Origin of the sequence: Escherichia sp. MOD1-EC7003 (assembly GCF_002965065.1) — a bacterium.
In the GTDB taxonomy this organism is placed as follows: domain Bacteria; phylum Pseudomonadota; class Gammaproteobacteria; order Enterobacterales; family Enterobacteriaceae; genus Escherichia.
Map to the genome: position 1 here is coordinate 1 of NZ_PTRE01000082.1, position 23,185 is coordinate 23,185.

20 protein-coding genes and 3 pseudogenes are annotated in these 23,185 nt (G+C 50.4%); 7 read left to right on the forward strand and 16 right to left on the reverse strand.

Going from position 1 to position 23,185, the window contains the following annotated elements; genetic code table 11:
- Positions 1-61: 61 nt before the first annotated feature.
- From A7090_RS15200 to acrE, 4 genes and pseudogenes are all read right to left on the reverse strand, one after another.
- A pseudogene (locus tag A7090_RS15200) lies at positions 62-292 on the reverse strand (amino acid ABC transporter substrate-binding protein); the annotation flags it as partial.
- 430 nt (positions 293-722) lie between these two features.
- On the reverse strand, positions 723-944 hold the full coding sequence (locus A7090_RS15215) for a membrane protein (RefSeq protein WP_000825639.1): 222 nt from the start codon (positions 942-944) through the stop codon (positions 723-725).
- Positions 945-1,196: 252 nt separating this feature from the next.
- Positions 1,197-4,301 (reverse strand): multidrug efflux RND transporter permease subunit AcrF, encoded by a 3,105-nt coding sequence (gene acrF, locus A7090_RS15220; RefSeq protein ID WP_105274653.1) that lies wholly within the window; start codon positions 4,299-4,301, stop codon positions 1,197-1,199.
- An 11-nt stretch (positions 4,302-4,312) separates the two neighbouring features.
- Positions 4,313-5,470, reverse strand: coding sequence for a multidrug efflux RND transporter periplasmic adaptor subunit AcrE (gene acrE / locus A7090_RS15225; protein WP_105274654.1), 1,158 nt, complete (start codon positions 5,468-5,470; stop codon positions 4,313-4,315).
- A 398-nt stretch (positions 5,471-5,868) separates the two neighbouring features.
- Here acrE and acrS point away from each other — a divergent pair, with 398 nt between their 5' ends.
- On the forward strand, positions 5,869-6,531 hold the full coding sequence (gene acrS / locus A7090_RS15235; protein ID WP_105274656.1) for a multidrug efflux transporter transcriptional repressor AcrS: 663 nt from the start codon (positions 5,869-5,871) through the stop codon (positions 6,529-6,531).
- Between the two features lie 2 nt (positions 6,532-6,533).
- Here acrS and A7090_RS15240 read toward each other — a convergent pair whose 3' ends face one another.
- The 12 genes and pseudogenes from A7090_RS15240 to acuI all read right to left on the reverse strand — a co-directional run bounded on the left by A7090_RS15240 (position 6,534) and on the right by acuI (position 15,970).
- Positions 6,534-6,713 (reverse strand): DUF2556 family protein, encoded by a 180-nt coding sequence (locus tag A7090_RS15240; protein WP_105274657.1) that lies wholly within the window; start codon positions 6,711-6,713, stop codon positions 6,534-6,536.
- Between the two features lie 83 nt (positions 6,714-6,796).
- Positions 6,797-7,681, reverse strand: a complete 885-nt coding sequence (yhdJ, locus tag A7090_RS15245; RefSeq protein WP_105274658.1) for an adenine-specific DNA-methyltransferase — start codon at positions 7,679-7,681, stop codon at positions 6,797-6,799.
- A gap of 85 nt (positions 7,682-7,766) precedes the next feature.
- Complete coding sequence (fis, locus tag A7090_RS15250; protein WP_000462905.1) at positions 7,767-8,063, reverse strand: DNA-binding transcriptional regulator Fis; 297 nt, start codon at positions 8,061-8,063, stop codon at positions 7,767-7,769.
- A gap of 25 nt (positions 8,064-8,088) precedes the next feature.
- Positions 8,089-9,054 carry a tRNA dihydrouridine synthase DusB gene (gene dusB, locus A7090_RS15255; RefSeq protein WP_001219652.1) on the reverse strand — a complete coding sequence of 322 codons (966 nt, stop codon included), beginning with the start codon at positions 9,052-9,054 and terminating at the stop codon, positions 8,089-8,091.
- Positions 9,055-9,382: 328 nt separating this feature from the next.
- The gene (gene prmA, locus A7090_RS15260) at positions 9,383-10,264 is read right to left on the reverse strand and encodes a 50S ribosomal protein L11 methyltransferase (RefSeq protein ID WP_105274659.1); all 882 of its coding nucleotides are present in this window, start codon (positions 10,262-10,264) and stop codon (positions 9,383-9,385) included.
- 11 nt (positions 10,265-10,275) lie between these two features.
- On the reverse strand, positions 10,276-11,727 hold the full coding sequence (gene panF, locus A7090_RS15265; protein WP_105274660.1) for a sodium/pantothenate symporter: 1,452 nt from the start codon (positions 11,725-11,727) through the stop codon (positions 10,276-10,278).
- On the reverse strand, positions 11,717-11,959 hold the full coding sequence (locus A7090_RS15270) for a YhdT family protein (RefSeq protein ID WP_000381170.1): 243 nt from the start codon (positions 11,957-11,959) through the stop codon (positions 11,717-11,719). Before A7090_RS15270 ends, panF begins: the two co-directional genes overlap by 11 nt.
- Before the next feature lie 108 nt (positions 11,960-12,067).
- A complete protein-coding gene (gene accC, locus A7090_RS15275) occupies positions 12,068-13,417 on the reverse strand; it encodes an acetyl-CoA carboxylase biotin carboxylase subunit (RefSeq protein WP_023155575.1) in 1,350 nt (449 codons plus the stop codon).
- Positions 13,418-13,427: 10 nt separating this feature from the next.
- Positions 13,428-13,898: an acetyl-CoA carboxylase biotin carboxyl carrier protein gene (accB, locus tag A7090_RS15280; RefSeq protein ID WP_000354618.1), complete on the reverse strand. Its 471-nt coding sequence runs from the start codon at positions 13,896-13,898 to the stop codon at positions 13,428-13,430.
- Between the two features lie 404 nt (positions 13,899-14,302).
- Positions 14,303-14,505 (reverse strand): annotated as a pseudogene (locus A7090_RS26635) (sulfoxide reductase heme-binding subunit YedZ); the annotation flags it as partial.
- Positions 14,506-14,507: 2 nt separating this feature from the next.
- Positions 14,508-14,830: pseudogene (locus tag A7090_RS15290) on the reverse strand (hypothetical protein); the annotation flags it as partial.
- A 165-nt stretch (positions 14,831-14,995) separates the two neighbouring features.
- Positions 14,996-15,970 carry an acrylyl-CoA reductase (NADPH) gene (acuI, locus tag A7090_RS15295; protein ID WP_024247450.1) on the reverse strand — a complete coding sequence of 325 codons (975 nt, stop codon included), beginning with the start codon at positions 15,968-15,970 and terminating at the stop codon, positions 14,996-14,998.
- Positions 15,971-16,121: 151 nt separating this feature from the next.
- Between acuI and csrD the strand changes: the two genes are divergently transcribed.
- The 6 genes from csrD (at position 16,122) to rng (ending at position 23,125) form a co-directional block, all read left to right on the forward strand.
- Positions 16,122-18,062 carry an RNase E specificity factor CsrD gene (gene csrD / locus A7090_RS15300; RefSeq protein ID WP_105274661.1) on the forward strand — a complete coding sequence of 647 codons (1,941 nt, stop codon included), beginning with the start codon at positions 16,122-16,124 and terminating at the stop codon, positions 18,060-18,062.
- A 304-nt stretch (positions 18,063-18,366) separates the two neighbouring features.
- Complete coding sequence (gene mreB / locus A7090_RS15315) at positions 18,367-19,410, forward strand: rod shape-determining protein MreB (RefSeq protein WP_000913396.1); 1,044 nt, start codon at positions 18,367-18,369, stop codon at positions 19,408-19,410.
- Positions 19,411-19,475: 65 nt separating this feature from the next.
- Positions 19,476-20,576: a rod shape-determining protein MreC gene (mreC, locus tag A7090_RS15320; protein WP_105274664.1), complete on the forward strand. Its 1,101-nt coding sequence runs from the start codon at positions 19,476-19,478 to the stop codon at positions 20,574-20,576.
- Positions 20,576-21,064 carry a rod shape-determining protein MreD gene (gene mreD / locus A7090_RS15325; protein WP_000179409.1) on the forward strand — a complete coding sequence of 163 codons (489 nt, stop codon included), beginning with the start codon at positions 20,576-20,578 and terminating at the stop codon, positions 21,062-21,064. The genes mreC and mreD overlap by 1 nt, the downstream gene beginning before the upstream one ends.
- Positions 21,065-21,072: 8 nt before the next feature.
- Positions 21,073-21,666 carry a nucleoside triphosphate pyrophosphatase YhdE gene (yhdE, locus tag A7090_RS15330; RefSeq protein ID WP_105274665.1) on the forward strand — a complete coding sequence of 198 codons (594 nt, stop codon included), beginning with the start codon at positions 21,073-21,075 and terminating at the stop codon, positions 21,664-21,666.
- Positions 21,656-23,125 (forward strand): ribonuclease G, encoded by a 1,470-nt coding sequence (rng, locus tag A7090_RS15335; RefSeq protein ID WP_105274666.1) that lies wholly within the window; start codon positions 21,656-21,658, stop codon positions 23,123-23,125. Before yhdE ends, rng begins: the two co-directional genes overlap by 11 nt.
- Positions 23,126-23,185 lie beyond the last annotated feature (60 nt).

Genomic DNA, 23,185 nt, shown 5'->3' on the forward strand with positions numbered 1-23,185 from the left:
TGTTGGGTGGAGCGGACAATCCAAATGGTGAATTACTGTCTTATATCATTGGCGCTGACATCGTATCGTCACCGAATACAGCAGCTGCAACACCACGACAAACATCAACGTCAATACCAGAAAACTTACCGTCAGCATCGGCGTAAGAGAACCCAGGTAATCCGTCACTGATCCCGCATTGCACAAACCCTTTTTTCTGAACGGCATCAAGCGTCGCGCCAGCATGCGCCTGATTTGCAACGGCAAGCAGCACGCTGGCGGCAGCCAGTGTGGCTATCATCATCTTTTTCATAATGCTTCTTGTGAGGCGAAAATTATCGTTATAGGACGTTTGGGAAACGTCTTTTACCTGTCTGTGGCCATCCTCTTATAAGCAAAAGTAGTGCCAGTTTTTGCGCACGATTTCGCGTCGCAATAAGCTGAGTGTAGACAGGAAATAATAAAAACAGAGCCCCGTAATGGTGCGAAAATGAAACATGCGCCACATTTTGGCGCAAAATATTTACGCGTATTTTGCTAAGCAGAATAATGATTCTTAGCGTGAGTCTATTTCCAGGAGGACGTGTGAAAGTTAAATTGATGCATTATTTCGAAAGCAGCGAAATAACGCGATATAACATGCTGAATCAGCAGGGAATTACCCAGCAGAATATAGCAATATTTTATCTTATGGAAAGATACTGTATCGTTAAACAGGGCGCAGAATTCCGCGCCCTGTTCAGTTATTTCGACAGAGCGATGATCCCCATCGTCAGACCAGCAACAGCCGCCGCCCCGCCAGCAATAGCCCCAGCCGTTTCCCAGTTATCCTGAGTCGTGCCTTTCATACAGGTATTGGTGTGAACCAGGCGTCCCTGATCGTCATAAACTGGAACGCAGGGGGAATCGTGAGCACAGCCCGCCAGCAATGCGGTGAGCAATGCCACAGGAATTAATCTTTTCATGGTGTTACCTCAGTAATAAACGCTAACGTTTAATAAGTTAACTCTCTTATTAACGAGCTGAATGCCATTTTATCACTGGAGGTTATGAATCTTGCGGAATGAATAATGACAAATTATGTGAATTGTAAAAATAGTGAAGGAAGCGAGAGCTATAGAAAGTTTTTAAAGAGTGAGTAGAAGAATATCTTATTAATCTTTATGGGTTTTACTGGAAATAATAAAGGCGCCCGAAAGCGCCTCTATGTTTCTGATTTATCCTTTAAAGCAACGGCGGATCACCACAAAGAACATCGGTACGAAGAAGATTGCCAGCAACGTTGCAGAGACCATTCCCCCCATTACCCCGATACCCACTGCGTTCTGCGCGCCACTGCCAGCACCGTTACTGATAGCCAGCGGTAATACGCCGAGAATAAAGGCGAGAGAGGTCATCAGGATAGGACGCAGACGCATACGTACTGCCATCAGTGTCGCTTCAACAACTCCTTTATCCTCTTTCTCCATTAGATCTTTAGCGAACTCAACAATCAAAATAGCGTTTTTGGCCGATAAGCCAATTGTCGTTAGCAAGCCCACCATAAAATAAACGTCATTTTTTTGATTAAAGAGTGTCGCCGCCAGCAGCACGCCGACAATCCCTAACGGCACGACCAACATAACCGAGACAGGAATCGACCAGCTTTCATAGAGTGCGGCAAGGCACAGGAAAACGACCACAAAGGAAATTGCCACCAAAGCAGGAGCCTGGTTTCCGGATAAGCGTTCCTGATACGACATACCTGTCCAGTCATAACCAATGCCAGCTGGTAATTGTGATGCAAGGTTTTCCATCAACGCCATGGCATCGCCGGAACTGGTTCCTGGCGCGGCTTCCCCCTGAATCTCCATTGATGGCAGACCGTTGTAGCGTTCTAGTCGCGGAGAACCATACACCCAATGTGAAGTGGTAAAGGCAGAGAATGGCACCATTTCGCCGTTGGCGCTGCGGACATAAAGTTTATCGACATCTTCCGGCAGCATACGGAATTTGGTATCAGCCTGAACATACACTTTTTTCACGCGACCACGGTCGATGAAATCGTTAACGTAAGACCCACCCAACGCCGTTGAAATGGTCTGATTGATGTCAGAAAGCGAAACACCTAACGCCTGCGCCTTTTCCTGGTCAACCTCCAGTTTAAACTGCGTGGTGTCTTCCAGACCATTGGGACGCACGCTGACTAAGTTGCTAGGATGTTGCGCCGCCATGCCAAGCAACTGATTACGGGCCTGGGTTAGGGCATCGTGACCCAGTCCCGCCTGATCAATTAACTCAAAGTCGAAACCCGTTGCTGTGCCCAGTTCAACAATGGCTGGCATATTGAATGGAATGACAAAACCGTCGCGGATCTTGCCCAATTCCATTTTGGCACGGTGGATTACCGCTTCCGCACTGTTTTCGTCACCACGACGCTCTTCCCACGGTTTCAGACTGACGAAGGCCATGCCGGCGTTTTGGGCCTGACCGCTGAAGCTAAAGCCGTTAACTGTAAAGACACTTTTAACATTCGCTTTCTCGTTTTTCAGATAGTAATCCGCCACTTGATCCAATACTTTTTGCGTCCGCTCTTGCGTCGCGCCAGCGGGCAATTGAATCATGGTCAGAAAGACCCCCTGATCCTCTTCAGGTAAGAAGGACGATGGAAGACGTAAAAACAACACCACCATCCCAGCAACAATCAGCGCATAGATCAGTAAATATCGTCCTGTGGAACCGAGGATTTTGCCAACGCTGTTGGTGTAGTGATTAACGCTATGATCGAAGGTGGTATTAAACCAGCCGAAGAAACCGCCCTTATTTTCGTGATGCTCAGCAGAGATGGGTTTGAGCAGCGTTGCACATAACGCAGGGGTAAGAATCAATGCCACCAGAACAGAAAGCGCCATTGCCGAAACGATGGTGATAGAGAACTGGCGATAAATTGCCCCTGTAGAACCGCCGAAGAATGCCATCGGAATAAATACCGCTGACAGCACCATCGCGATACCCACCAGTGCGCCCTGAATTTGCGACATTGATTTTTCCGTCGCTTCTTTTGGCGGGAGCTTATCCTCCATCATCACGCGCTCGACGTTCTCCACCACCACTATCGCATCATCGACGAGTAGCCCGATGGCAAGTACCATCCCGAACATCGTTAGTGTGTTGATGGAGTAACCAAAAGCGGCGAGGATGGCAAACGTCCCTAACAGCACTACGGGCACAGCAATGGTGGGGATCAGCGTTGCTCGCATATTCTGCAAGAACAGATACATCACCAGGAACACCAGCATAATGGCTTCGAACAGCGTTTTTACCACTTCGTGAATAGAAAGCTGGACGAATGGCGTAGTGTCATAAGGGTAGAGAACCTTCATTCCCTGTGGGAAGAATGGCTGTAATTCTGCCAGTTTTGTCTTAATGGCTGTCGCGGTATCGAGAGCATTCGCACCGGTTGCCAGTTTAATACCCAGACCCGCCGCCGGTTTACCGTTGATGCGAGCGATAACGTTATAGTTTTCACCGCCAAGTTCAACCCGTGCGACATCTTTCAGGCGTACCACCGAGCCGTCACTGTTTACACGCAGGGTCACTTTGCCGAATTCTTCCGGATTTTTTAACCTCGTCTGAGCAATGATCGAGGCGTTTAACTGTTGCCCTGGTAACGCTGGCGTTCCACCTAACTGTCCGGCAGCGATCTGATCGTTCTGTACCTTCAACTGGTTAATCACATCAACCGGTGTCAGTTTATATTTGTTTAGCAGATCGGCGTCCAGCCAGATACGCATCGCATACTGTGCGCCGAAAAGCTGTACATCACCGACGCCATTCAGACGGCTAAGCGTATCTTTAACGTTAGAGGCCACATAGTCCGAGATATCGTCCTGTGTGGTGCCAGGGTTATCAGAGACAAAGCCCGCCACCATCAAATAGCTGCTACTGGACTTTTCAACACTGATCCCCTGCTGCTGAACCTCCTGTGGCAGCAACGGCGTGGCGAGCTGGAGTTTGTTCTGCACCTGCACTTGCGCGATATCTGGATCGGTCCCGGACTGGAAGGTAAGGGTAATTGTCACGCTACCGGCAGAATCGCTGGTGGAGGACATATACATCAGGTTATCGATACCATTCATATTCTGTTCGATAACCTGCGTCACCGTATCCTGCACGGTCTGCGCATCAGCACCCGGATAGTTTGCCGAAACAGAAACCGCAGGCGGCGCAATGGTTGGGTACTGGGCGACGGGCAATTGTAGGATCGCCAGTGCCCCCGCCATCATTAGAATAATGGCCAGCACCCATGCAAATATCGGTCGTCGAATAAAAAAGTTTGCCATGTCAGATTGCCTTACTTCGACGCAGTATCTGCGGGGGTATCGGTAGTGGCTTTAACCTGCTCTCCCGGACGCGCTTTTTGCAGGCCGCTGACAATGACTTGATCGCCAGATTTCAGACCTTCGCTAATCAACCATTTATCGCCAATCGCCTGACTGGCAACGACAGGGCGCGCTTCAACCTGACTTTTATCATTAACAATCAGCACGGTTGCATCACCACGCGGCGTGCGGCTAACGCCTTGTTGCGGGATAAGAATGGCATCAGGCTGGACACCTTCATCAATCCGTGCGCGCACAAACATACCTGGCAAAAGCGTATGTTGCGGGTTAGGGAAGACGGCACGTAGGGTTATGGAGCCGGTGCTTTCATCAACGGTTACATCGGAGAATTGCAGCGTACCTTTCAGGGGATAGGTTTGACCGCTTTCCATGACCAACTCTACGTTGCTGGTGGCATTTTCCTTATGCAAATTTCCTTGCTCTACGGATTGCTTCAGCCTCATAAAATCGTTGCTGGATTGGGTCACATCAACATAGATAGGATCGAGTTGCTGAACAGTCGCCAGTTCAGTGGTTTGCCCATTAGTGACAAGAGCGCCTTCGGTCACGGTAGATTTGCCGATACGTCCGCTAATTGGCGCAGTCACTTTGGTATAAGCGAGATTGATGCGAGCGCTTTCGACCGTGGCTTTTGCGGCAATCACGGCGGCATCGGCCTGGCGAGCATCAGCAATGGCCTGGTCGTACTCTTGCTGACTGATGTATTTCGTACCCACGAGCGGAACGTAACGTTTTACCGTCAAATGCGCGATGGAGGCGGCGGCTTCACTTTTCGCCAGTTCGCCTTTCGCGCTGTCATAACTCGCCTGATAGGTTGCTGGATCGATCTGGTACAGGGACTGACCTGCTTGCACATCGCTGCCTTCAGTAAAATTACGATTCAGTACGATCCCGCTAACCTGTGGACGAACTTCGGCTATACGGTAAGCATTGGTGCGGCCTGGTAATTCAGTCTTCACTTCTAACGGGGCCGTTTTCACAATATGAACGGTAACCTGCGGTTCACCGACGTGAGCTTTCTCTTCTCCCTTATCGTTACAACCGGCGATTAAAGCCGCGGAGATCAGAATAAAGGAGGGCAGGAGGAAAAACCTGGCATGTTTCGTCATTACTATTCCTCAAAAAACCAAAAGCGCGTTATTTACCCAAAAAGGCAACGCGTTAACTCGCAGAAAGAAAAATACAGTTCGCTATCCTACAAATTATCATCCGGCGATGTAAGGAATAGTTATGAAGACTGGCGCTTCAAGGCACATAAACACAAAAAAAGATTAATATTCTACTGTTTTGTTTGGATGTGAATTGAAAAAGGTAGTATTAAATATACGCAAGTTGAAATATACATTGATGACGTGAATGTATTTTAGGTAAATAATACATGTGATTTATTTGACTATTTATAGCAACGCAATATTAGCCTCTCGTATAAATACACATTAGGTGATAGATTAACCTTCGCTATTTTCTCACCCTATGTTGAATATATTTATTTCCTGAATGGTTAGCCATGGCAAAGAGAACCAAAGCCGAAGCCCTGAAGACCCGGCAAGAACTGATTGAAACCGCCATTGCCCAGTTTGCGCAGCATGGCGTAAGCAAGACGACGCTCAACGACATTGCCGACGCCGCTAACGTCACACGTGGTGCTATCTACTGGCACTTCGAAAACAAGATCCAACTGTTTAATGAGATGTGGTTACAACAGCCCTCATTGCGGGAGTTAATCCAGGATCGCCTGACGGTAGGGTCAGGGCATGACCCGTTTCAGCAATTGCGTGAGAAAATGATTGTTGGATTGCAATATATTGCCAAAATTCCCCGCCAGCAGGCGTTGCTGAAAATCTTATATCACAAATGTGAATTTAATGATGAGATGCTGGCCGAGGGAGTGATACGCGAAAAGATGGGCTTTAATCCGGAAGCTCTTCGCGAAGTATTGCAGGCGTGTCAGCAACAAGGTTGTGTAGCAAATAACCTCGATTTAGATGTTGTGATGATTATTATTGATGGTGCCTTCAGCGGAATTGTTCAAAACTGGTTAATGAATATGGCGGGTTATGATCTTTATAAACAAGCCCCCGCACTGGTCGATAACGTATTAAGAATGTTCATGCCAGATGAAAACATAACGAAATCAATTCATCAAACGCATGAATTAAGTGTCATATAAACTCACATTCTGTCCTGAAAGTTCAGTTCGTCACAGTTAACCAGTTTGAGGGGATTAACTGAGTTCATATTGCGGCATTTATCTGTTTCTGTTGCCAGCAGTTCAATCCACTGCATCAGTAAAGTATCAAACAGAAAAACGGAGACAGCGAAAACGACGAGCCACCAATACTTGCGAATCATTACCTGAGCCTGTACATGTTTAATCAAGTCTGGCAGGAAATATACACGAAATGAATAATCCGAAAACCAGACTTACACTTCCTTTACTTTGCAATGAGAGCGGGGTCAACTTCGCTAACTCGACATCGTTTTGACCGGTTGCCCGTTTTTCTTTTTTTTACTTTCGCCAGTTCTTCCGCGGAGTAATGCGACGCGATATCCAGTCGTCGAAGTCCCATTTTGATGTACTCGCTGTTGATCTCAATACCAATGAATTTTCGCTGGCTGGCGACGGCTACGGCACCGGTAGTAAAGCTACCGGCAAACGGGTCGAGAACGATATCGCCAGGGTTGGAAGAGGCGAGAATAATGCGTTTCAGTAAGGCTTCCGGTTTTTGCGTCGGATGGTTTTCATATTCATCCATTAAATATCGCACGCGCGGAAAATCCCAGACGTTACCCGGTACTTTTTGATGATTGTAAGGCTGTGGAGGATTTTTGCGATAATCGATCAACGCGCGCTGCGATCCAGTTTTGGCTTCTACCAGAATAGCATCACCGTTGAATGTGTAGTTCTTTGCGTCTTTCACCATCATCAGGATGGGTTCGTACATGGAACCATAGTGTTTCTTCGCCTGCACTCCAGAACTGTCATATGACCAGATGATGCGACTTTTAATGGTAAAAAGCTTGCGGCACTGGAGATCGATAAAGGGCATGTTTTCCGTGCTGTTCATGATGTACATGCTGCCCTGCTTTTTCAGAACGCGGTGGCACTCTGCAATCACTTCAAACAGCCAGTCGATAAACAAATCTTCTTTCCAGGCTTCGACCAGACCATCAAAATTTTTACCGATGTTATACGGTGGGTCGGCAAAGATCAGATCCACGCTTTCGGCAGGTAGTTTTTTAATTTCGGCAAGTGCATCACCGTGAATAATGGTCTTAGCTTCATTACCAAATCGGGTCGGTTCACATCCTGTTTTCATGGTCACTCCCTTTGTGACACCTATAAAAAAGGCGCTTCCCCATGCCGAGTAGCGCCTTTTTAATCAAGCATTTAGCTAACCTGAATTAGTTCATGCCGTACTTTTTTAATTTTTTACGCAGTGTACCACGGTTGATGCCCATCATCAGCGCAGCACGGGTCTGGTTACCACGGGTGTATTGCATCACCATGTCCAACAGGGGCTGTTCTACTTCAGCCAGTACCAGCTCATAGAGGTCATTCACATCCTGACCATTCAGTTGAGCAAAATAGTTCTTCAGTGCCTGTTTAACCGAGTCACGCAGGGGTTTTTGGGTTACCTGATCCTGAGAGTTAACGGTAGAAACGGTCAGTACGTCAGAATTTACGCGTTGTTCGAACATAGTTCTGTCAGCTCTTTATTTCTGTTTACGCAAAATTTTCGAAGTATGCCTCCAACGCCTCCAGCTGTTCGCTGGCATCCTCAATGGCGTTGAATGTGCGCCGAAACTGGTCATTTGGGGCGTGTTCCTGGAGATACCAGGAAACGTGTTTACGTGCAATTCGGTACCCTTTTGCCGGACCATAAAAGTCATGCAGTTCCCGAACGTGCGCGCAAAGCAAGCGCTTAACCTCTGCCAAAGGCAGCGGGGGCAGCAACTCCCCAGTGTCCAGATAATGCTGGATTTCCCGAAAGATCCAGGGTCTTCCCTGAGCTGCACGGCCTATCATCAGGGCATCTGCCCCTGTATAGTCGAGCACAGCTCTGGCTTTAAGCGGGTCAGTAATGTCGCCATTCGCGATAACCGGAATGGAAACTTTCTGCTTAACTGCCCGAATACTGTCGTACTCAGCTTCTCCATTGAACAAACAGGCGCGTGTACGGCCATGAATGGTCAGAGCCTGAATGCCACAGTCTTCAGCCAGTTGGGCAATCTCTTCGCAGTTACGGTGTTCCGGCGCCCAGCCGGTGCGAATCTTCAGGGTAACAGGAACGTCCACTGCATTGACGACCTCGGTAAGGATCGATTTAACGACATCCGGGTACTGCAAGAGGGCTGAACCTGCGAGCTTGCGATTCACTTTTTTAGCCGGGCAACCCATATTGATATCAATAATCTGGGCACCGCTTTCCACGTTAATACGTGCTGCATCTGCCATTTCTTTCGGATCGCTACCGGCAATTTGCACGGTGCGAATACCGGGTTCATCAATGTGCACCATCCGTAAACGAGATTTGTCGCTTTCCCAAACCTGAGGGTTAGAAGACATCATCTCGGATACTGTCAATCCGGCTCCCATCTCGTAGCACAACGTCCGAAAAGGTCTGTCTGTAATGCCAGCCATGGGCGCTGCGATCAGGCGATTTCTGAGCTGATATTGTCCGATGCGCATGAGTTAAGAAATGACCATACTGTGACTGCAAGGCGGCGTATATTACGCATTTTTTGCACGAGATGAAAGGCCAAACTTTAACCAATCCTCTGAGATGGATCAAAGAATTGCATTTAAAATGAGCTTGGCGCGATAATTACTCATAAAAATCATCACATTAGAAAGTGGTGGCTAAAATGTACACTCATAGAAATTTGAGTAAGTTCTCAATTTTTCTTTATGAATGAAAATTTTGGCACGCAAAATTGCGTAAATAATCAGCAAGTTTGCGTGCCTTTTGTGACGTTGCTCGCATTTTGTTGGCTGATGCGAACTTACCTGAAGATGATTAATTCTTACGACCGGTAATGCGGCACCACTCTTCCTTTTCCACAACTGGGTCGAGCGCGAAGTTATCGGCATAGGCTTCACAAACGCTCTCTGCCTGGCTTGCCAGAATACCGGAAAGGCCCAGTAAGCCGCCTGAAACCGGCAGGACGCTGATCAACGGTGCCAGTTCACGTAACGGGCCTGCGAGGATGTTAGCGACCACCACGTCGGCTTTCATCGCTTCTGGCTGATCTTTCGGTAAGTAGAGTTCCAGACGATCAGAAACGCCATTACGTTCGGCGTTGTCGCGGCTGGCCTGAATGGCCTGAGGATCAATATCAATACCAATGGCTTTTGCTGCGCCCAGCTTCAGCGCTGCGATAGCCAGAATGCCGGAACCACAGCCAAAGTCGATCACCGTTTTACCGGTTAAATCGAGGCTGTCGAGCCATTGCAGGCACAGAGAGGTCGTTGGATGAGTCCCTGTACCAAACGCCAGGCCTGGGTCTAACATCACGTTAACCGCGTTTTCGTCCGGCACATCACGCCAGCTTGGGCAGATCCACAGACGTTCACCAAAGCGCATTGGGTGGAAATTATCCATCCATTCGCGTTCCCAATCTTTATCTTCCAGTTGTTCGATTTTATGCGCGAAGCCCGCGCCGAGCAGCGGATGGTTTTCCAGAATCGCCACCACGTCGTTCATGTCGGTTTCAGCGTCGAACAGACCAATCACATCGGTGTCGCCCCACAGGCGAGTTTCGCCCGGCAGCGGCTCAAATACTGGCGTATCGTGGGTATCCTGAAAAGTGATAGAAACGGCGCCCGCTTCCATCAGCGCATCGCTAAGATCTTCCGCGTTCGTGCCGGTGGTGTTCAGTTTCAGTTGGATCCAAGGCATAGCAAAACTCTTTATTTATCAGTAGTCAAAACGGAAGCTTGCGGGACGGATGTACCGAAACGGTTTCCGACCAGGAAAGCCAGCAAACTTAGTAGTAACGAGGGCACGATAGGGTGGAAGCCCAGGTACTGAATATTCAGCGTCGCGAGTACGGCATACAGCACGCCGCCAACGATCATCGCACTTAGCGCACCTTTGGCGTTGGCGCGTTCCCAATAAAGTCCCAGCACCAGCGGCCACAGGAAAACGGCTTCCAGCCCACCGAAGGCCAGTAAATTCAACCAGATGATCATTTCTGGCGGCTTCCAGGCGGCAAGCAGCAGCAACGCACCGAGAATCAACGTGATCACCGCTGACATCCGCTTCAGAAGCGTCTCGTTTTGCATTTGATCCGGACGGATATTCAGATAAAGATCTTTAATGATCGTAGCGGAACTTTGCAGCAATTGGGCGTTAATTGTCGACATGATCGCAGCCATAGGTGCAGCCAGGAAGATCCCGGCTGCAAACGGTGGCAGCACTTTTACCATCAACGTTGGGATCACCAGATCCGGCACGGTGAGATCGGGGATCACCGCACGACCTAAGGCTCCGGCCAGGTGCATACCGAACATCAGGATTGCGACCACAATCGTACCGATAATGATCCCCCGATGTACTGCTTTACTGTCTTTATAAGAGATGCAGCGCACCGCAGTATGCGGTAGGCCAATAACGCCAAAGCACACCAGTACCCAGAACGATGTCATAAAGGCGGGTGACAGAATATCGTCAGCGCCTTGTGGCGTAACCAGTTGCGGATCGATGGTTTGCAGCGTCTCTACCGCATTACTTAAACCGCCTGCGGCATGCACCACGCCAATAAGCAGCACAATGGTGCCAATCAGCATCACCAGCCCTTGCATGGTGTCGTTTAGCACGCTGGCACGAAAGCCGCCAAAGGCGGTATACAACGCAATACTAATACCGAAAATCAGCAGCCCGGTTTCATAAGGAATACCCGCCGCGGTTTCCAGCAGACGCGCACCGCCGATAAACTGCACGGTCATCGCACCAACGAACGCAATCAGCAAACTCAAACTCGCCAGCCACACCAGCAGGCGACTCAGGTAGCGGGCAAACAGTATATCGTTCAGCGTTACCGCATTGTAGCGGCGTGCGAGAATAGCGAATTTCTTGCCGAGAATACCGAGCGAAAGCCAGACCGCAGGAAGCTGAATCATTGCCAGCAATACCCAACCCAGGCCGTATTTATAAGCCGCACCAGGCCCGCCGATAAACGAACTGGCGCTGATATAGGTCGCGGTGAGCGTCATCGCCAGCACAATACCGCCCATAGAGCGGCTGCCGAGGAAATACTCATTAAGGAAGGTTCCGGTGCTCCGTTTACGCATCGCATAGACAGAGATTCCGAACACCACCACCAGATAGGCGACCAGCGGTAGAATCACTTCAAGCTGCATCGTCATCCTCCAGCGGGATATCGCGATAGATAAATTTTACCATCGCCCAGCACAGTCCAATAAACAGCAGTGGCGTCAGGATGCAGGCCATCTCAAACCAGCGCGGAAATCCGGTAAAACCGGGGGCAACGCCAGGTAAGTAAGCGGCTACTAACCATACCGCCAGATACAAAAGGGTCAGCCCCAGCGCCCAGCGCGCCTCTTTATGGGCCTGAACAAAACGAGTGTCCATTTTTTGTCCCTGATGGGTGAAGAAAGCGGGGATTGTACCTTATGGGGCTTATCGATCCCCAGAAATAAAAAAGGCCGGAAAATCCGGCCTTTTAACACTTTTGCAGTCTTATTTTTCCTGAAGACCGAGTTTTTTCTCCAGATAGTGGATGTTAGTGCCACCATGCTGGAAGTTTTCGTCATTCATGATGCGGATCTGCAGATCAATATTGGTCTTGATTCCGTCGATGATCAGCTCCTGCAGTGCATTTTTCATGCGCGCAATCGCCACGTCACGGTTTTCACCGTAGCAAATCAGTTTGCCGATCATTGAGTCATAGTACGGCGGCACAGTGTAGCCAGCGTAGATATGAGACTCCCAACGCACGCCAAAACCACCTGGTGCGTGGAAACGGGTGATTTTGCCCGGGCTTGGCAGGAAGGTGTTCGGATCTTCGGCGTTGATACGGCATTCCACCGCATGACCGCGAACGTGAACTTCTTCTTGCTTGATCGACAGCGGTTGACCAGCAGCGATACGCAGCTGTTCTTTGATCAGGTCAACGCCAGTGATCATTTCAGTAACCGGGTGTTCTACCTGAATACGAGTGTTCATTTCGATGAAATAGAACTCGCCGTTTTCGAACAGGAACTCGAAAGTACCTGCACCGCGATAGCCGATATCAACACACGCTTTAGCGCAACGTTCGCCGATGTAGCGACGCAGTTCCGGTGTAATGCCCGGTGCTGGTGCTTCTTCGACCACTTTCTGGTGACGACGTTGCATAGAGCAGTCACGTTCTGCCAGATAGATAGCGTTGCCCTGGCCGTCAGCCAGTACCTGAATCTCGACGTGGCGAGGATTCTCCAGGTATTTCTCCATGTAAACCATGTCGTTATTGAAAGCGGCTTTTGCTTCCGCACGTGTCATGGAGATGGATTGTGCCAGTTCAGCGTCGCCACGCACTACGCGCATACCGCGACCGCCACCGCCACCGGAGGCTTTGATAATCACCGGATAACCAATGCGTTTTGCAATGGCGCGGTTTTTATCCATATCGTCGCCCAACGGGCCGTCAGAACCGGGTACGCAAGGAACGCCCGCTTTTTTCATCGCGGCGATTGCCGATACTTTGTCACCCATCAGGCGAATAGTGTCTGCTTTCGGGCCGATGAAGATAAAGCCGGAGCGTTCAACCTGCTCGGCAAAATTGGCGTTCTCGGAGAGGAAGCCGTAACCCGGATGGATTGCTACTGCGCCGGTGATTTCAGCGGCGCTGATGATTGCCGGGATGTTCAGATAACTTTTTACTGACGGAGCAGGGCCGATACAGACCGTTTCATCTGCCAGTAATACGTGTTTTAGATCGCGATCCGCACTGGAGTGCACTGCGACAGTCTTGATGCCCAGTTCTTTACAGGCACGAAGAATACGCAATGCAATCTCGCCGCGGTTGGCAATAACAATTTTATCCAGCATGTTCGCCTCGTTACTCGATGACGACCAGCGGCTCGTCAAATTCTACCGGTTGTCCACTTTCGACCAGAATTGCTTTCACAGTACCGGATTTGTCTGCTTCGATCTGGTTCATCATTTTCATGGCTTCAACGATGCACAGGGTATCGCCCACGTTCACTTTCTGACCCACTTCGATAAACGCTTTTGCGTCCGGGCTTGGGGTGCGGTAGAAAGTACCAACCATCGGGGAACGTACGATGTGACCACTGATTTCCGCTGCTGCTGGCGCTTCCATCGAAGGAACGGTCGCCGGAGCGGCTGCGTTAGATTGAGCTGGCTGCTGCATCATTGGTGCAGCGTAAGCCTGTTGCATCATAGGGAAACTTGCGGCAGGAGCTGCACGGCTGATGCGTACTGACTCTTCGCCTTCGGAGATTTCCAGTTCGGAGATGCCTGATTCTTCAACCAGCTCGATCAGTTTTTTAATCTTACGAATATCCATGAGTGGGTTCCGTACTCTTTGTTTAGTGTGATTGTGACAGGCGTTTCACCGCCGTCTGTAAAGCGTATGCCCCGACAGCTGTATGCATAGCGATAAATTCCAGCAGGCCGGGACGCCGGTTTATTTTGCCCCAGAGTCTCAATGTTAGACTTGACGGACATTGTGCAGCGATCTGCTGCTATCCTCCGGCAAAAAACAAAATATACCTTCGTTGCGCCAATGTCACCTTTTCCGCAGCGCAAAAACTGCGTCAGGGAGGACGAGGTCGCACATTATAACGATTTCGTAGCAATTGGCAGCTAAATACTGGTCTTATCAGGGAAGATAATCAACAGCTAACATGTAAATAACCTTCAACACCGTGTAATTTGCAACAAGCCGCACAATTCACGAATTTAGCGCCATCATCGACGGAACTTCTTATAACGTAAGGCTAAAAGCTGTAAAGCCAGACCTGCGAAGATGAGGGCTGTAATGAGATAATCTTCACAGACCACAAATAATGTAGGGATGCCAGGCTCGCGACAAGATAGACGACATTACGCAGCGGTTGCTGGGGATTGCCCAATTTTCACAGCATCGTCTGGATAGACGTGAATGCTAAAGCACGCGCATCAGATAGCGCATGGTTTCGCTACCGTCTTCAGCAAACAGGATAATTAACTCATCGTTAAAGTCTTCCCAGGCAAAATCCAGTGAGGCGTTGAGGACCCGGGATCAGACTCATACTGGCTAAGCTGTTGGCGAACGGTATCCAGCCAGGCTTTTTCTTTAATCACCGGGACAATACAGCGCCCGGTCGGCAGCATTTCTGCAAGCTGTTTCAGTATATCCGCAGCCACTTCTTCCAGCGGGTCTGGTGCGGCTTGATAACGTTTGTAGGCATCATCAAGGGTGATTTCCACCGTTTGGTGACCCGTATCAATGCGCATCAATTTATGGTCAGTCGAAATCATGACTTTCCAGTTTGGATGATGTTGTACAACTTCATGACCAAGATGTTCGACGAAAGCTGTCCGGCTAACCGCTTTTCCCGTTAACCGATTGAATAATGATTTCAAAATGAGTTCCCTCTCTTATTATTCCCTGCTAAATGGTTAGTTAACCTTCACCAGCGTGCGACCCTGGATCTGGTTATTAATGATGGCCTCGGCAAATTTCGGTGCCTCTGCCAGAGATATCTCTTTTGCCGCCTGGGTATAGAATGATTCCGGTAAATCGGCGACCAGTCGCTGCCAGGCTTGTGCGCGGCGTGCTGGTGGCGTCATCACTGAATCTACCCCCTGTAAACGGACATTACGCAGAATAAATGGCATGACGGTTGTTGGTAGAGTAAAACCACCCGCCAGACCACAAGCCGCCACACAGCCGCCGTAATTCATTTGCGCCAGCACTTTCGCCAGCACTTTGTCGCCGACGGTGTCAATTGCTCCAGCCCAGACTTGTTTTTCCAGAGGACGGGATTCGGCAAACTCATCGCGAGGAAGAATACGGCTGGCACCTAAACTTTTCAGATATTCATGGGTGCTTTCACGACCGGAAACGGCAACGACCTGATAACCCAACTTATGCAGCAGCGCCACGGCGGTACTGCCGACGCCACCACTGGCACCTGTCACGACAATCTCCCCGTCCTGCGGGCGAACACCGGCATCTTCCAGCGCCATCACACACAGCATGGCGGTAAACCCGGCAGTACCGATAATCATTGCTTTACGCGCGTCCAGCCCTTGCGGCATGGCAACCAGCCAGTCACCTTTCACTCGCGCCTGTTCTGCCAGCCCTCCCCAGTGGTTTTCACCAACGCCCCAGCCAGTGAGCAACACGTCCTGACCGGCATGAAAACGCGGATCTTCGCTGGTGCGTACAGTTCCAGCAAAATCGATCCCAGGAATCATCGGAAAATTACGGATGATTTTTCCCTTACCGGTAATCGCCAGCGCATCTTTGTAGTTCAGGCTCGACCAGTGAACATCGACCGTGACATCGCCCTCCGGCAGGCGACTTTCGTCCAGAGTCTGTACCGATGCGAGAGTTTTGCCGTCCTGCTGTTCTAAAAGTAACGCCTGCATAAGTGGTCCTCATGTGCATGATGGATTGGAAAATAATTTCTGAAGACTATACTCGCTAATGGAAAAGCAAAGCCGATGAAGCGCAATAAATTGCGAGATAAATCTGATTTGCTAGTATGCCCGTTTCCTCACTATCGGAGTTAACACAAGGATGAGATTAACGACGAAATTTTCGGCCTTTGTTACGTTGCTCACCGGGTTAACAATTTTTGTGACTTTGCTGGGCTGCTCACTCAGTTTCTACAATGCCATTCAGTATAAGTTTAGCCATCGCGTTCAGGCAGTGGCGACGGCGATTGATACTCACCTCGTGTCGAACGACTTCAACGCGTTGGGACCGCAAATTACCGAGCTAATGATGTCGGCTGATATCGTTCGTGTAGACCTGCTGCATGGTGACAAACAGGTTTATACCCAGGTCAGAAATGGTAGTTATCGTCCGGTTGGCACCAGCGATCTGTTTCGCGAACTGAGCGTTCCGTTGATAAAGCATCCTGGGATGTCGCTGCGTCTGGTTTATCAGGATCCGATGGGCAACTATTTCCATTCGTTGATGACTACCGCGCCGCTCACGGGGGCGATTGGCTTTATCATTCTTATGCTCTTTCTGGCGGTACGCTGGTTACAAAGGCAACTTGCCGGACAAGAACTGCTGGAAGCCCGGGCTACTCGTATCTTAAACGGTGAGCGTGGCTCTAATGTGTTGGGAACCATCTATGAATGGCCGCCGAGAACCAGCAGTGCGCTGGATACGCTGCTTTGTGAAATTCAGAACGCACGCGAACAACACAGCCGTCTTGATACGCTGATCCGCTCTTATGCTGCCCAGGACATCAAAACGGGTCTCAATAACCGACTCTTTTTCGATAATCAGTTAGCAACGTTACTGGAAGATCAGGAGAAAGTCGGTACTCACGGGATCGTGATGATGATTCGCCTGCCGGATTTCAATATGTTGAGCGATACCTGGGGACACAGCCAGGTTGAAGAACAGTTCTTCACTCTGACGAATCTGCTGTCGACATTTATGATGCGCTACCCTGGCGCACTGCTGGCGCGTTACCACCGTAGTGATTTTGCTGCGCTGTTGCCGCACCGGACATTAAAAGAGGCAGAAAGCATCGCCGGTCAGATAATCAAAGCCGTCGATACCTTGCCGAACAATAAAATGCTCGATCGCGACGATATGATCCACATTGGTATCTGCGCCTGGCGTAGTGGTCAGGATACCGAGCAGGTGATGGAACATGCAGAGTCTGCCACGCGTAATGCGGGATTGCAGGGCGGCAATAGCTGGGCTATTTACGATGACTCGTTGCCTGAAAAAGGACGCGGTAACGTTCGCTGGCGTACGCTTATCGAGCAAATGCTGAGTCGCGGCGGCCCGCGCCTTTATCAAAAACCGGCGGTTACTCGCGAAGGTCAGGTTCATCATCGCGAACTCATGTGCCGCATCTTCGATGGTAATGAAGAGGTTAGCTCGGCAGAGTATATGCCGATGGTCTTGCAGTTTGGCTTATCGGAAGAGTATGACCGCCTGCAAATCAGCCGTCTTATTCCACTATTGCGTTACTGGCCGGAGGAAAAACTGGCGATTCAGGTTACCGTTGAGTCGCTGATTCGCCCGCGTTTTCAGCGTTGGCTGCGCGATACGTTAATGCAATGTGAAAAAACGCAACGAAAACGCATAATTATTGAACTTGCAGAGGCCGATGTAGGTCAACATATCAGTCGCTTACAACCAATTATTCGTTTGGTGAATGCTTTGGGGGTACGGGTAGCCGTTAACCAGGCCGGTTTGACGCTGGTAAGCACCAGTTGGATCAAAGAACTTAATGTTGAGTTACTCAAGCTCCATCCGGGGCTGGTCAGAAACATTGAGAAGCGAACGGAGAACCAGCTGTTGGTTCAAAGCCTGGTGGAAGCCTGTTCCGGAACCAGCACCCAGGTTTACGCCGCCGGCGTGCGTTCGCGAAGCGAGTGGCAGACTCTGATTCAGCGCGGTGTTACAGGTGGGCAAGGGGATTTTTTCGCGTCCTCACAGCCACTTGATACTAACGTGAAAAAATATTCACAAAGATACTCGGTTTAACCTGCCGTTTAATCCGTTTTCACGTAGAATAACGCGCGTTGCGTCTCATGGGAGTGTGCTTGTCTGCTCGCCAGATTGTTGCAGCACATATGCAGATGAATGACCTTACGCGGTTGCAAACAGGCGAGGAATGCTGCTGATGCATTAAGCCTTACTGGACTCAGGCAGAGATTTGTAACAAAGGAAACGAACTGCACTATTTTTCACCGTAGCAGATGATTTTTGCGCCTTGTCGCTGCTGCGTGTGGTTGGTAAAGTAAGCGGATTTTCTTTTCCGCCCCAGCTTTCAGGATTATCCCTTAGTATGTTGAAAAAATTTCGTGGCATGTTTTCCAATGACTTGTCCATTGACTTGGGTACTGCGAATACCCTCATTTATGTAAAAGGACAAGGCATCGTATTGAATGAGCCTTCAGTGGTGGCCATTCGTCAGGATCGTGCCGGTTCACCGAAAAGCGTGGCTGCAGTAGGTCATGACGCGAAGCAGATGCTGGGTCGTACGCCGGGCAATATTGCTGCCATTCGCCCAATGAAAGACGGCGTTATTGCCGACTTCTTCGTGACTGAAAAAATGCTCCAGCACTTCATCAAACAAGTGCACAGCAACAGCTTCATGCGTCCAAGCCCGCGCGTTTTGGTCTGTGTGCCGGTTGGTGCGACCCAGGTTGAACGCCGCGCAATTCGTGAATCCGCGCAGGGCGCTGGTGCTCGTGAAGTCTTCCTGATTGAAGAACCGATGGCTGCCGCAATTGGTGCTGGCCTGCCGGTTTCTGAAGCGACCGGTTCTATGGTGGTTGATATCGGTGGTGGTACCACTGAAGTTGCTGTTATCTCCCTGAACGGCGTGGTTTACTCCTCTTCCGTACGCATTGGTGGTGACCGTTTCGACGAGGCTATCATCAACTATGTGCGTCGTAATTACGGTTCTCTGATCGGTGAAGCTACCGCAGAACGTATCAAACACGAAATCGGTTCGGCTTACCCGGGCGATGAAGTCCGTGAAATCGAAGTTCGTGGCCGTAACCTGGCAGAAGGTGTTCCACGTGGTTTTACCCTGAACTCCAACGAAATCCTCGAAGCTCTGCAGGAACCACTGACCGGTATTGTGAGTGCGGTAATGGTTGCACTGGAACAGTGCCCGCCGGAACTGGCTTCCGACATCTCCGAGCGCGGCATGGTGCTCACCGGTGGTGGCGCACTGCTGCGTAACCTTGACCGTTTGTTAATGGAAGAAACCGGCATTCCAGTCGTTGTTGCTGAAGACCCGCTGACCTGTGTGGCGCGCGGTGGCGGCAAAGCGCTGGAGATGATCGACATGCACGGCGGCGACCTGTTCAGCGAAGAGTAATCGGATGCAGGCAGGGGAAGCCTCTGTTTACCCTGCCTGCTCTGATACGAGAATACGCATAACTTATGAAGCCAATTTTCAGCCGTGGCCCGTCGCTACAGATTCGCCTTATTCTGGCGGTGCTGGTGGCGCTCGGCATTATTATTGCCGACAGCCGCCTGGGGACGTTCAGTCAAATCCGTACTTATATGGATACCGCCGTCAGTCCTTTCTACTTTGTTTCCAATGCTCCTCGTGAATTGCTGGACGGCGTATCACAGACGCTGGCTTCGCGTGACCAACTAGAACTTGAAAACCGGGCGTTACGTCAGGAACTGTTACTGAAAAACAGCGAACTGCTGATGCTTGGACAATACAAACAGGAGAACGCGCGTCTGCGCGAGCTGCTGGGCTCTCCGCTGCGTCAGGATGAGCAGAAAATGGTGACTCAGGTTATCTCCACGGTTAACGATCCTTATAGCGATCAAGTTGTTATCGATAAAGGTAGCGTTAATGGCGTTTATGAAGGCCAGCCGGTCATCAGCGACAAAGGTGTTGTTGGTCAGGTGGTGGCCGTCGCTAAATTGACCAGTCGGGTGCTGCTGATTTGTGATGCGACCCACGCGCTGCCCATCCAGGTACTGCGCAACGATATCCGCGTAATTGCAGCCGGTAACGGTTGTACTGATGATTTACAGCTTGAGCATCTGCCAGCGAATACGGATATTCGTGTTGGTGATGTGCTGGTCACTTCCGGTCTGGGTGGGCGTTTCCCTGAAGGCTATCCGGTCGCGGTTGTCTCTTCCGTAAAACTCGATACCCAGCGTGCTTATACCGTGATTCAGGCGCGTCCGACTGCGGGACTGCAACGTTTGCGTTATCTGCTGCTGCTGTGGGGCGCGGATCGTAACGGCGCTAACCCTATGACGCCGGAAGAGGTGCATCGTGTTGCCAATGAACGTCTGATGCAGATGATGCCGCAGGTATTGCCTTCGCCAGACGCGATGGGGCCAAAGTTACCTGAACCGGCAACGGGGATTGCTCAGCCGACCCCGCCGCAGCCGGCGACAGGCACTGCTGCCTCGCCTGCTGCGTCGACACAGCCTGCAGCTAACCGCTCTCCACAAAGGGCTACGGCGCCACAAAGTGGTGCTCAACCGCCTGCGCGTGCGCCGGGAGGGCAATAGTGGCGAGCTATCGTAGCCAGGGACGCTGGGTAATCTGGCTCTCTTTCCTCATTGCGCTGTTGCTGCAAATCATGCCCTGGCCGGACAACCTGATTGTTTTCCGGCCAAACTGGGTGTTGCTCATTCTGTTGTATTGGATCCTGGCCTTGCCCCACCGCGTAAATGTGGGTACTGGTTTTGTGATGGGTGCCATACTGGATCTGATCAGCGGCTCGACGCTTGGCGTACGCGTATTGGCGATGAGCATCATTGCTTATCTGGTGGCGTTGAAATACCAGCTTTTCCGTAACCTCGCGTTATGGCAGCAGGCGCTGGTCGTCATGTTGCTTTCGCTGGTGGTGGATATTATTGTTTTCTGGGCAGAGTTTTTAGTGATTAACGTCTCTTTCAGACCGGAAGTGTTCTGGAGTAGTGTAGTTAATGGGGTGCTCTGGCCGTGGATTTTCTTGCTGATGCGTAAAGTTCGTCAGCAGTTTGCAGTGCAATAAAGGTTTCTATGACTTCTCTGTATTTAGCTTCCGGTTCTCCGCGTCGTCAGGAGTTACTTGCGCAACTTGGCGTGACCTTTGAACGTGTTGTTACGGGCATTGAGGAGCAGCGTCAGCCGCAGGAGAGTGCGCAGCAGTATGTTGTTCGTCTGGCACGCGAGAAAGCACAGGCGGGTGTCGCGCAAACGGCGCAGGATCTCCCGGTGCTGGGTGCGGATACTATCGTTGTTCTGAACGGAGAAGTGCTGGAGAAACCGCTCGACGCAGATCATGCGGCCCAGATGTTGCGCAAATTATCGGGTCAGACCCATCAGGTGATGACGGCAGTGGCGTTGGCCGACAGTCAGCACATTCTCGATTGCCTGGTGGTTACCGATGTGACTTTCAGAACGTTAACAGACGAAGACATCGCGGGCTATGTCGCCAGCGGTGAACCGTTAGATAAAGCAGGTGCATACGGTATTCAGGGGCTGGGAGGCTGTTTTGTCAGGAAGATAAAGGGCAGCTATCACGCCGTAGTCGGCTTACCGTTGGTTGAAACGTATGAATTATTAAGTAATTTTAACGCACTGCGTGAGAAAAGGGATAAACATGACGGCTGAATTGTTGGTAAACGTAACGCCTTCGGAAACGCGAGTGGCGTATATTGATGGCGGTATTCTGCAGGAAATTCATATTGAACGTGAGGCGCGACGCGGAATAGTAGGCAATATCTACAAGGGTCGTGTAAGTCGTGTACTTCCGGGTATGCAGGCGGCTTTTGTAGATATTGGGCTGGATAAAGCCGCGTTTCTTCATGCATCCGACATCATGCCGCACACTGAATGTGTGGCGGGTGAAGAGCAAAAACAATTCACGGTGCGCGACATCTCGGAACTGGTCCGTCAGGGGCAAGATCTGATGGTGCAGGTGGTGAAAGATCCGCTGGGCACTAAAGGTGCACGCCTGACCACCGATATCACGCTGCCATCTCGTTATCTGGTGTTTATGCCAGGGGCTTCTCACGTTGGGGTTTCCCAACGTATCGAAAGCGAATCCGAACGCGATCGCCTGAAAAAAGTGGTTGCGGAGTATTGCGACGAGCAGGGTGGCTTTATCATCCGTACCGCAGCGGAAGGGATTGGCGAAGCTGAACTGGCTTCCGATGCCGCTTATCTGAAACGCGTCTGGACCAAAGTGATGGCGCGTAAAAAGCGCCCGCAGACACGTTATCAGCTATATGGTGAACTGGCGCTGGCGCAGCGTGTGCTGCGTGATTTCGCCGACGCCGAACTGGACCGTATTCGCGTTGACTCACGCCTGACTTACGAAGCATTACTTGAGTTCACCTCGGAATACATCCCCGAAATGACCAGTAAGCTGGAGCATTACACGGGCCGCCAGCCGATTTTCGATCTCTTTGACGTTGAAAACGAAATCCAGCGGGCGCTGGAGCGCAAAGTAGAACTGAAATCCGGTGGCTATTTGATTATCGACCAGACCGAAGCGATGACCACCGTGGACATCAATACTGGGGCGTTTGTCGGTCATCGCAATCTGGATGACACCATCTTCAATACCAATATTGAAGCGACGCAGGCTATCGCTCGCCAGCTACGGTTGCGTAACCTGGGCGGGATTATCATTATTGATTTCATCGACATGAATAATGAAGATCACCGCCGCCGCGTGCTGCATTCGCTGGAACAGGCGTTGGGCAAAGACCGGGTGAAAACCAGTGTTAATGGTTTTTCGGCGCTGGGGCTGGTGGAGATGACGCGTAAACGCACCCGCGAAAGCATTGAGCACGTGCTGTGTAACGAATGCCCAACTTGCCACGGTCGTGGAACGGTGAAAACCGTGGAAACGGTATGTTATGAAATCATGCGAGAAATCGTTCGTGTGCACCATGCTTACGACTCTGACCGTTTCCTGGTCTATGCTTCTCCGGCAGTAGCCGAAGCCTTGAAAGGCGAAGAGTCACACTCGCTGGCAGAGGTGGAAATTTTCGTAGGCAAACAGGTTAAAGTACAAATTGAACCGCTCTATAACCAGGAGCAGTTTGACGTCGTAATGATGTAAACAGATGCTGGGCGGCCATCCGGCAAAGGTTTTTTGAGTCACATTTTTAGCAGACAAGGA

What these genes read in the sequence shown, in the direction of transcription:
- A7090_RS15215 (WP_000825639.1), bottom strand. Translation starts at nt 944, where the DNA reads ATGAAAAGATTAATTCCTGTGGCATTGCTCACCGCATTGCTGGCGGGC.
- acrF (WP_105274653.1), bottom strand. Translation starts at nt 4,301, where the DNA reads ATGGCAAACTTTTTTATTCGACGACCGATATTTGCATGGGTGCTGGCC.
- acrE (WP_105274654.1), bottom strand. Translation starts at nt 5,470, where the DNA reads ATGACGAAACATGCCAGGTTTTTCCTCCTGCCCTCCTTTATTCTGATC.
- acrS (WP_105274656.1), top strand. Translation starts at nt 5,869, where the DNA reads ATGGCAAAGAGAACCAAAGCCGAAGCCCTGAAGACCCGGCAAGAACTG.
- A7090_RS15240 (WP_105274657.1), bottom strand. Translation starts at nt 6,713, where the DNA reads ATGATTCGCAAGTATTGGTGGCTCGTCGTTTTCGCTGTCTCCGTTTTT.
- yhdJ (WP_105274658.1), bottom strand. Translation starts at nt 7,681, where the DNA reads ATGAAAACAGGATGTGAACCGACCCGATTTGGTAATGAAGCTAAGACC.
- fis (WP_000462905.1), bottom strand. Translation starts at nt 8,063, where the DNA reads ATGTTCGAACAACGCGTAAATTCTGACGTACTGACCGTTTCTACCGTT.
- dusB (WP_001219652.1), bottom strand. Translation starts at nt 9,054, where the DNA reads ATGCGCATCGGACAATATCAGCTCAGAAATCGCCTGATCGCAGCGCCC.
- prmA (WP_105274659.1), bottom strand. Translation starts at nt 10,264, where the DNA reads ATGCCTTGGATCCAACTGAAACTGAACACCACCGGCACGAACGCGGAA.
- panF (WP_105274660.1), bottom strand. Translation starts at nt 11,727, where the DNA reads ATGCAGCTTGAAGTGATTCTACCGCTGGTCGCCTATCTGGTGGTGGTG.
- A7090_RS15270 (WP_000381170.1), bottom strand. Translation starts at nt 11,959, where the DNA reads ATGGACACTCGTTTTGTTCAGGCCCATAAAGAGGCGCGCTGGGCGCTG.
- accC (WP_023155575.1), bottom strand. Translation starts at nt 13,417, where the DNA reads ATGCTGGATAAAATTGTTATTGCCAACCGCGGCGAGATTGCATTGCGT.
- accB (WP_000354618.1), bottom strand. Translation starts at nt 13,898, where the DNA reads ATGGATATTCGTAAGATTAAAAAACTGATCGAGCTGGTTGAAGAATCA.
- acuI (WP_024247450.1), bottom strand. Translation starts at nt 15,970, where the DNA reads ATGCAGGCGTTACTTTTAGAACAGCAGGACGGCAAAACTCTCGCATCG.
- csrD (WP_105274661.1), top strand. Translation starts at nt 16,122, where the DNA reads ATGAGATTAACGACGAAATTTTCGGCCTTTGTTACGTTGCTCACCGGG.
- mreB (WP_000913396.1), top strand. Translation starts at nt 18,367, where the DNA reads ATGTTGAAAAAATTTCGTGGCATGTTTTCCAATGACTTGTCCATTGAC.
- mreC (WP_105274664.1), top strand. Translation starts at nt 19,476, where the DNA reads ATGAAGCCAATTTTCAGCCGTGGCCCGTCGCTACAGATTCGCCTTATT.
- yhdE (WP_105274665.1), top strand. Translation starts at nt 21,073, where the DNA reads ATGACTTCTCTGTATTTAGCTTCCGGTTCTCCGCGTCGTCAGGAGTTA.
- rng (WP_105274666.1), top strand. Translation starts at nt 21,656, where the DNA reads ATGACGGCTGAATTGTTGGTAAACGTAACGCCTTCGGAAACGCGAGTG.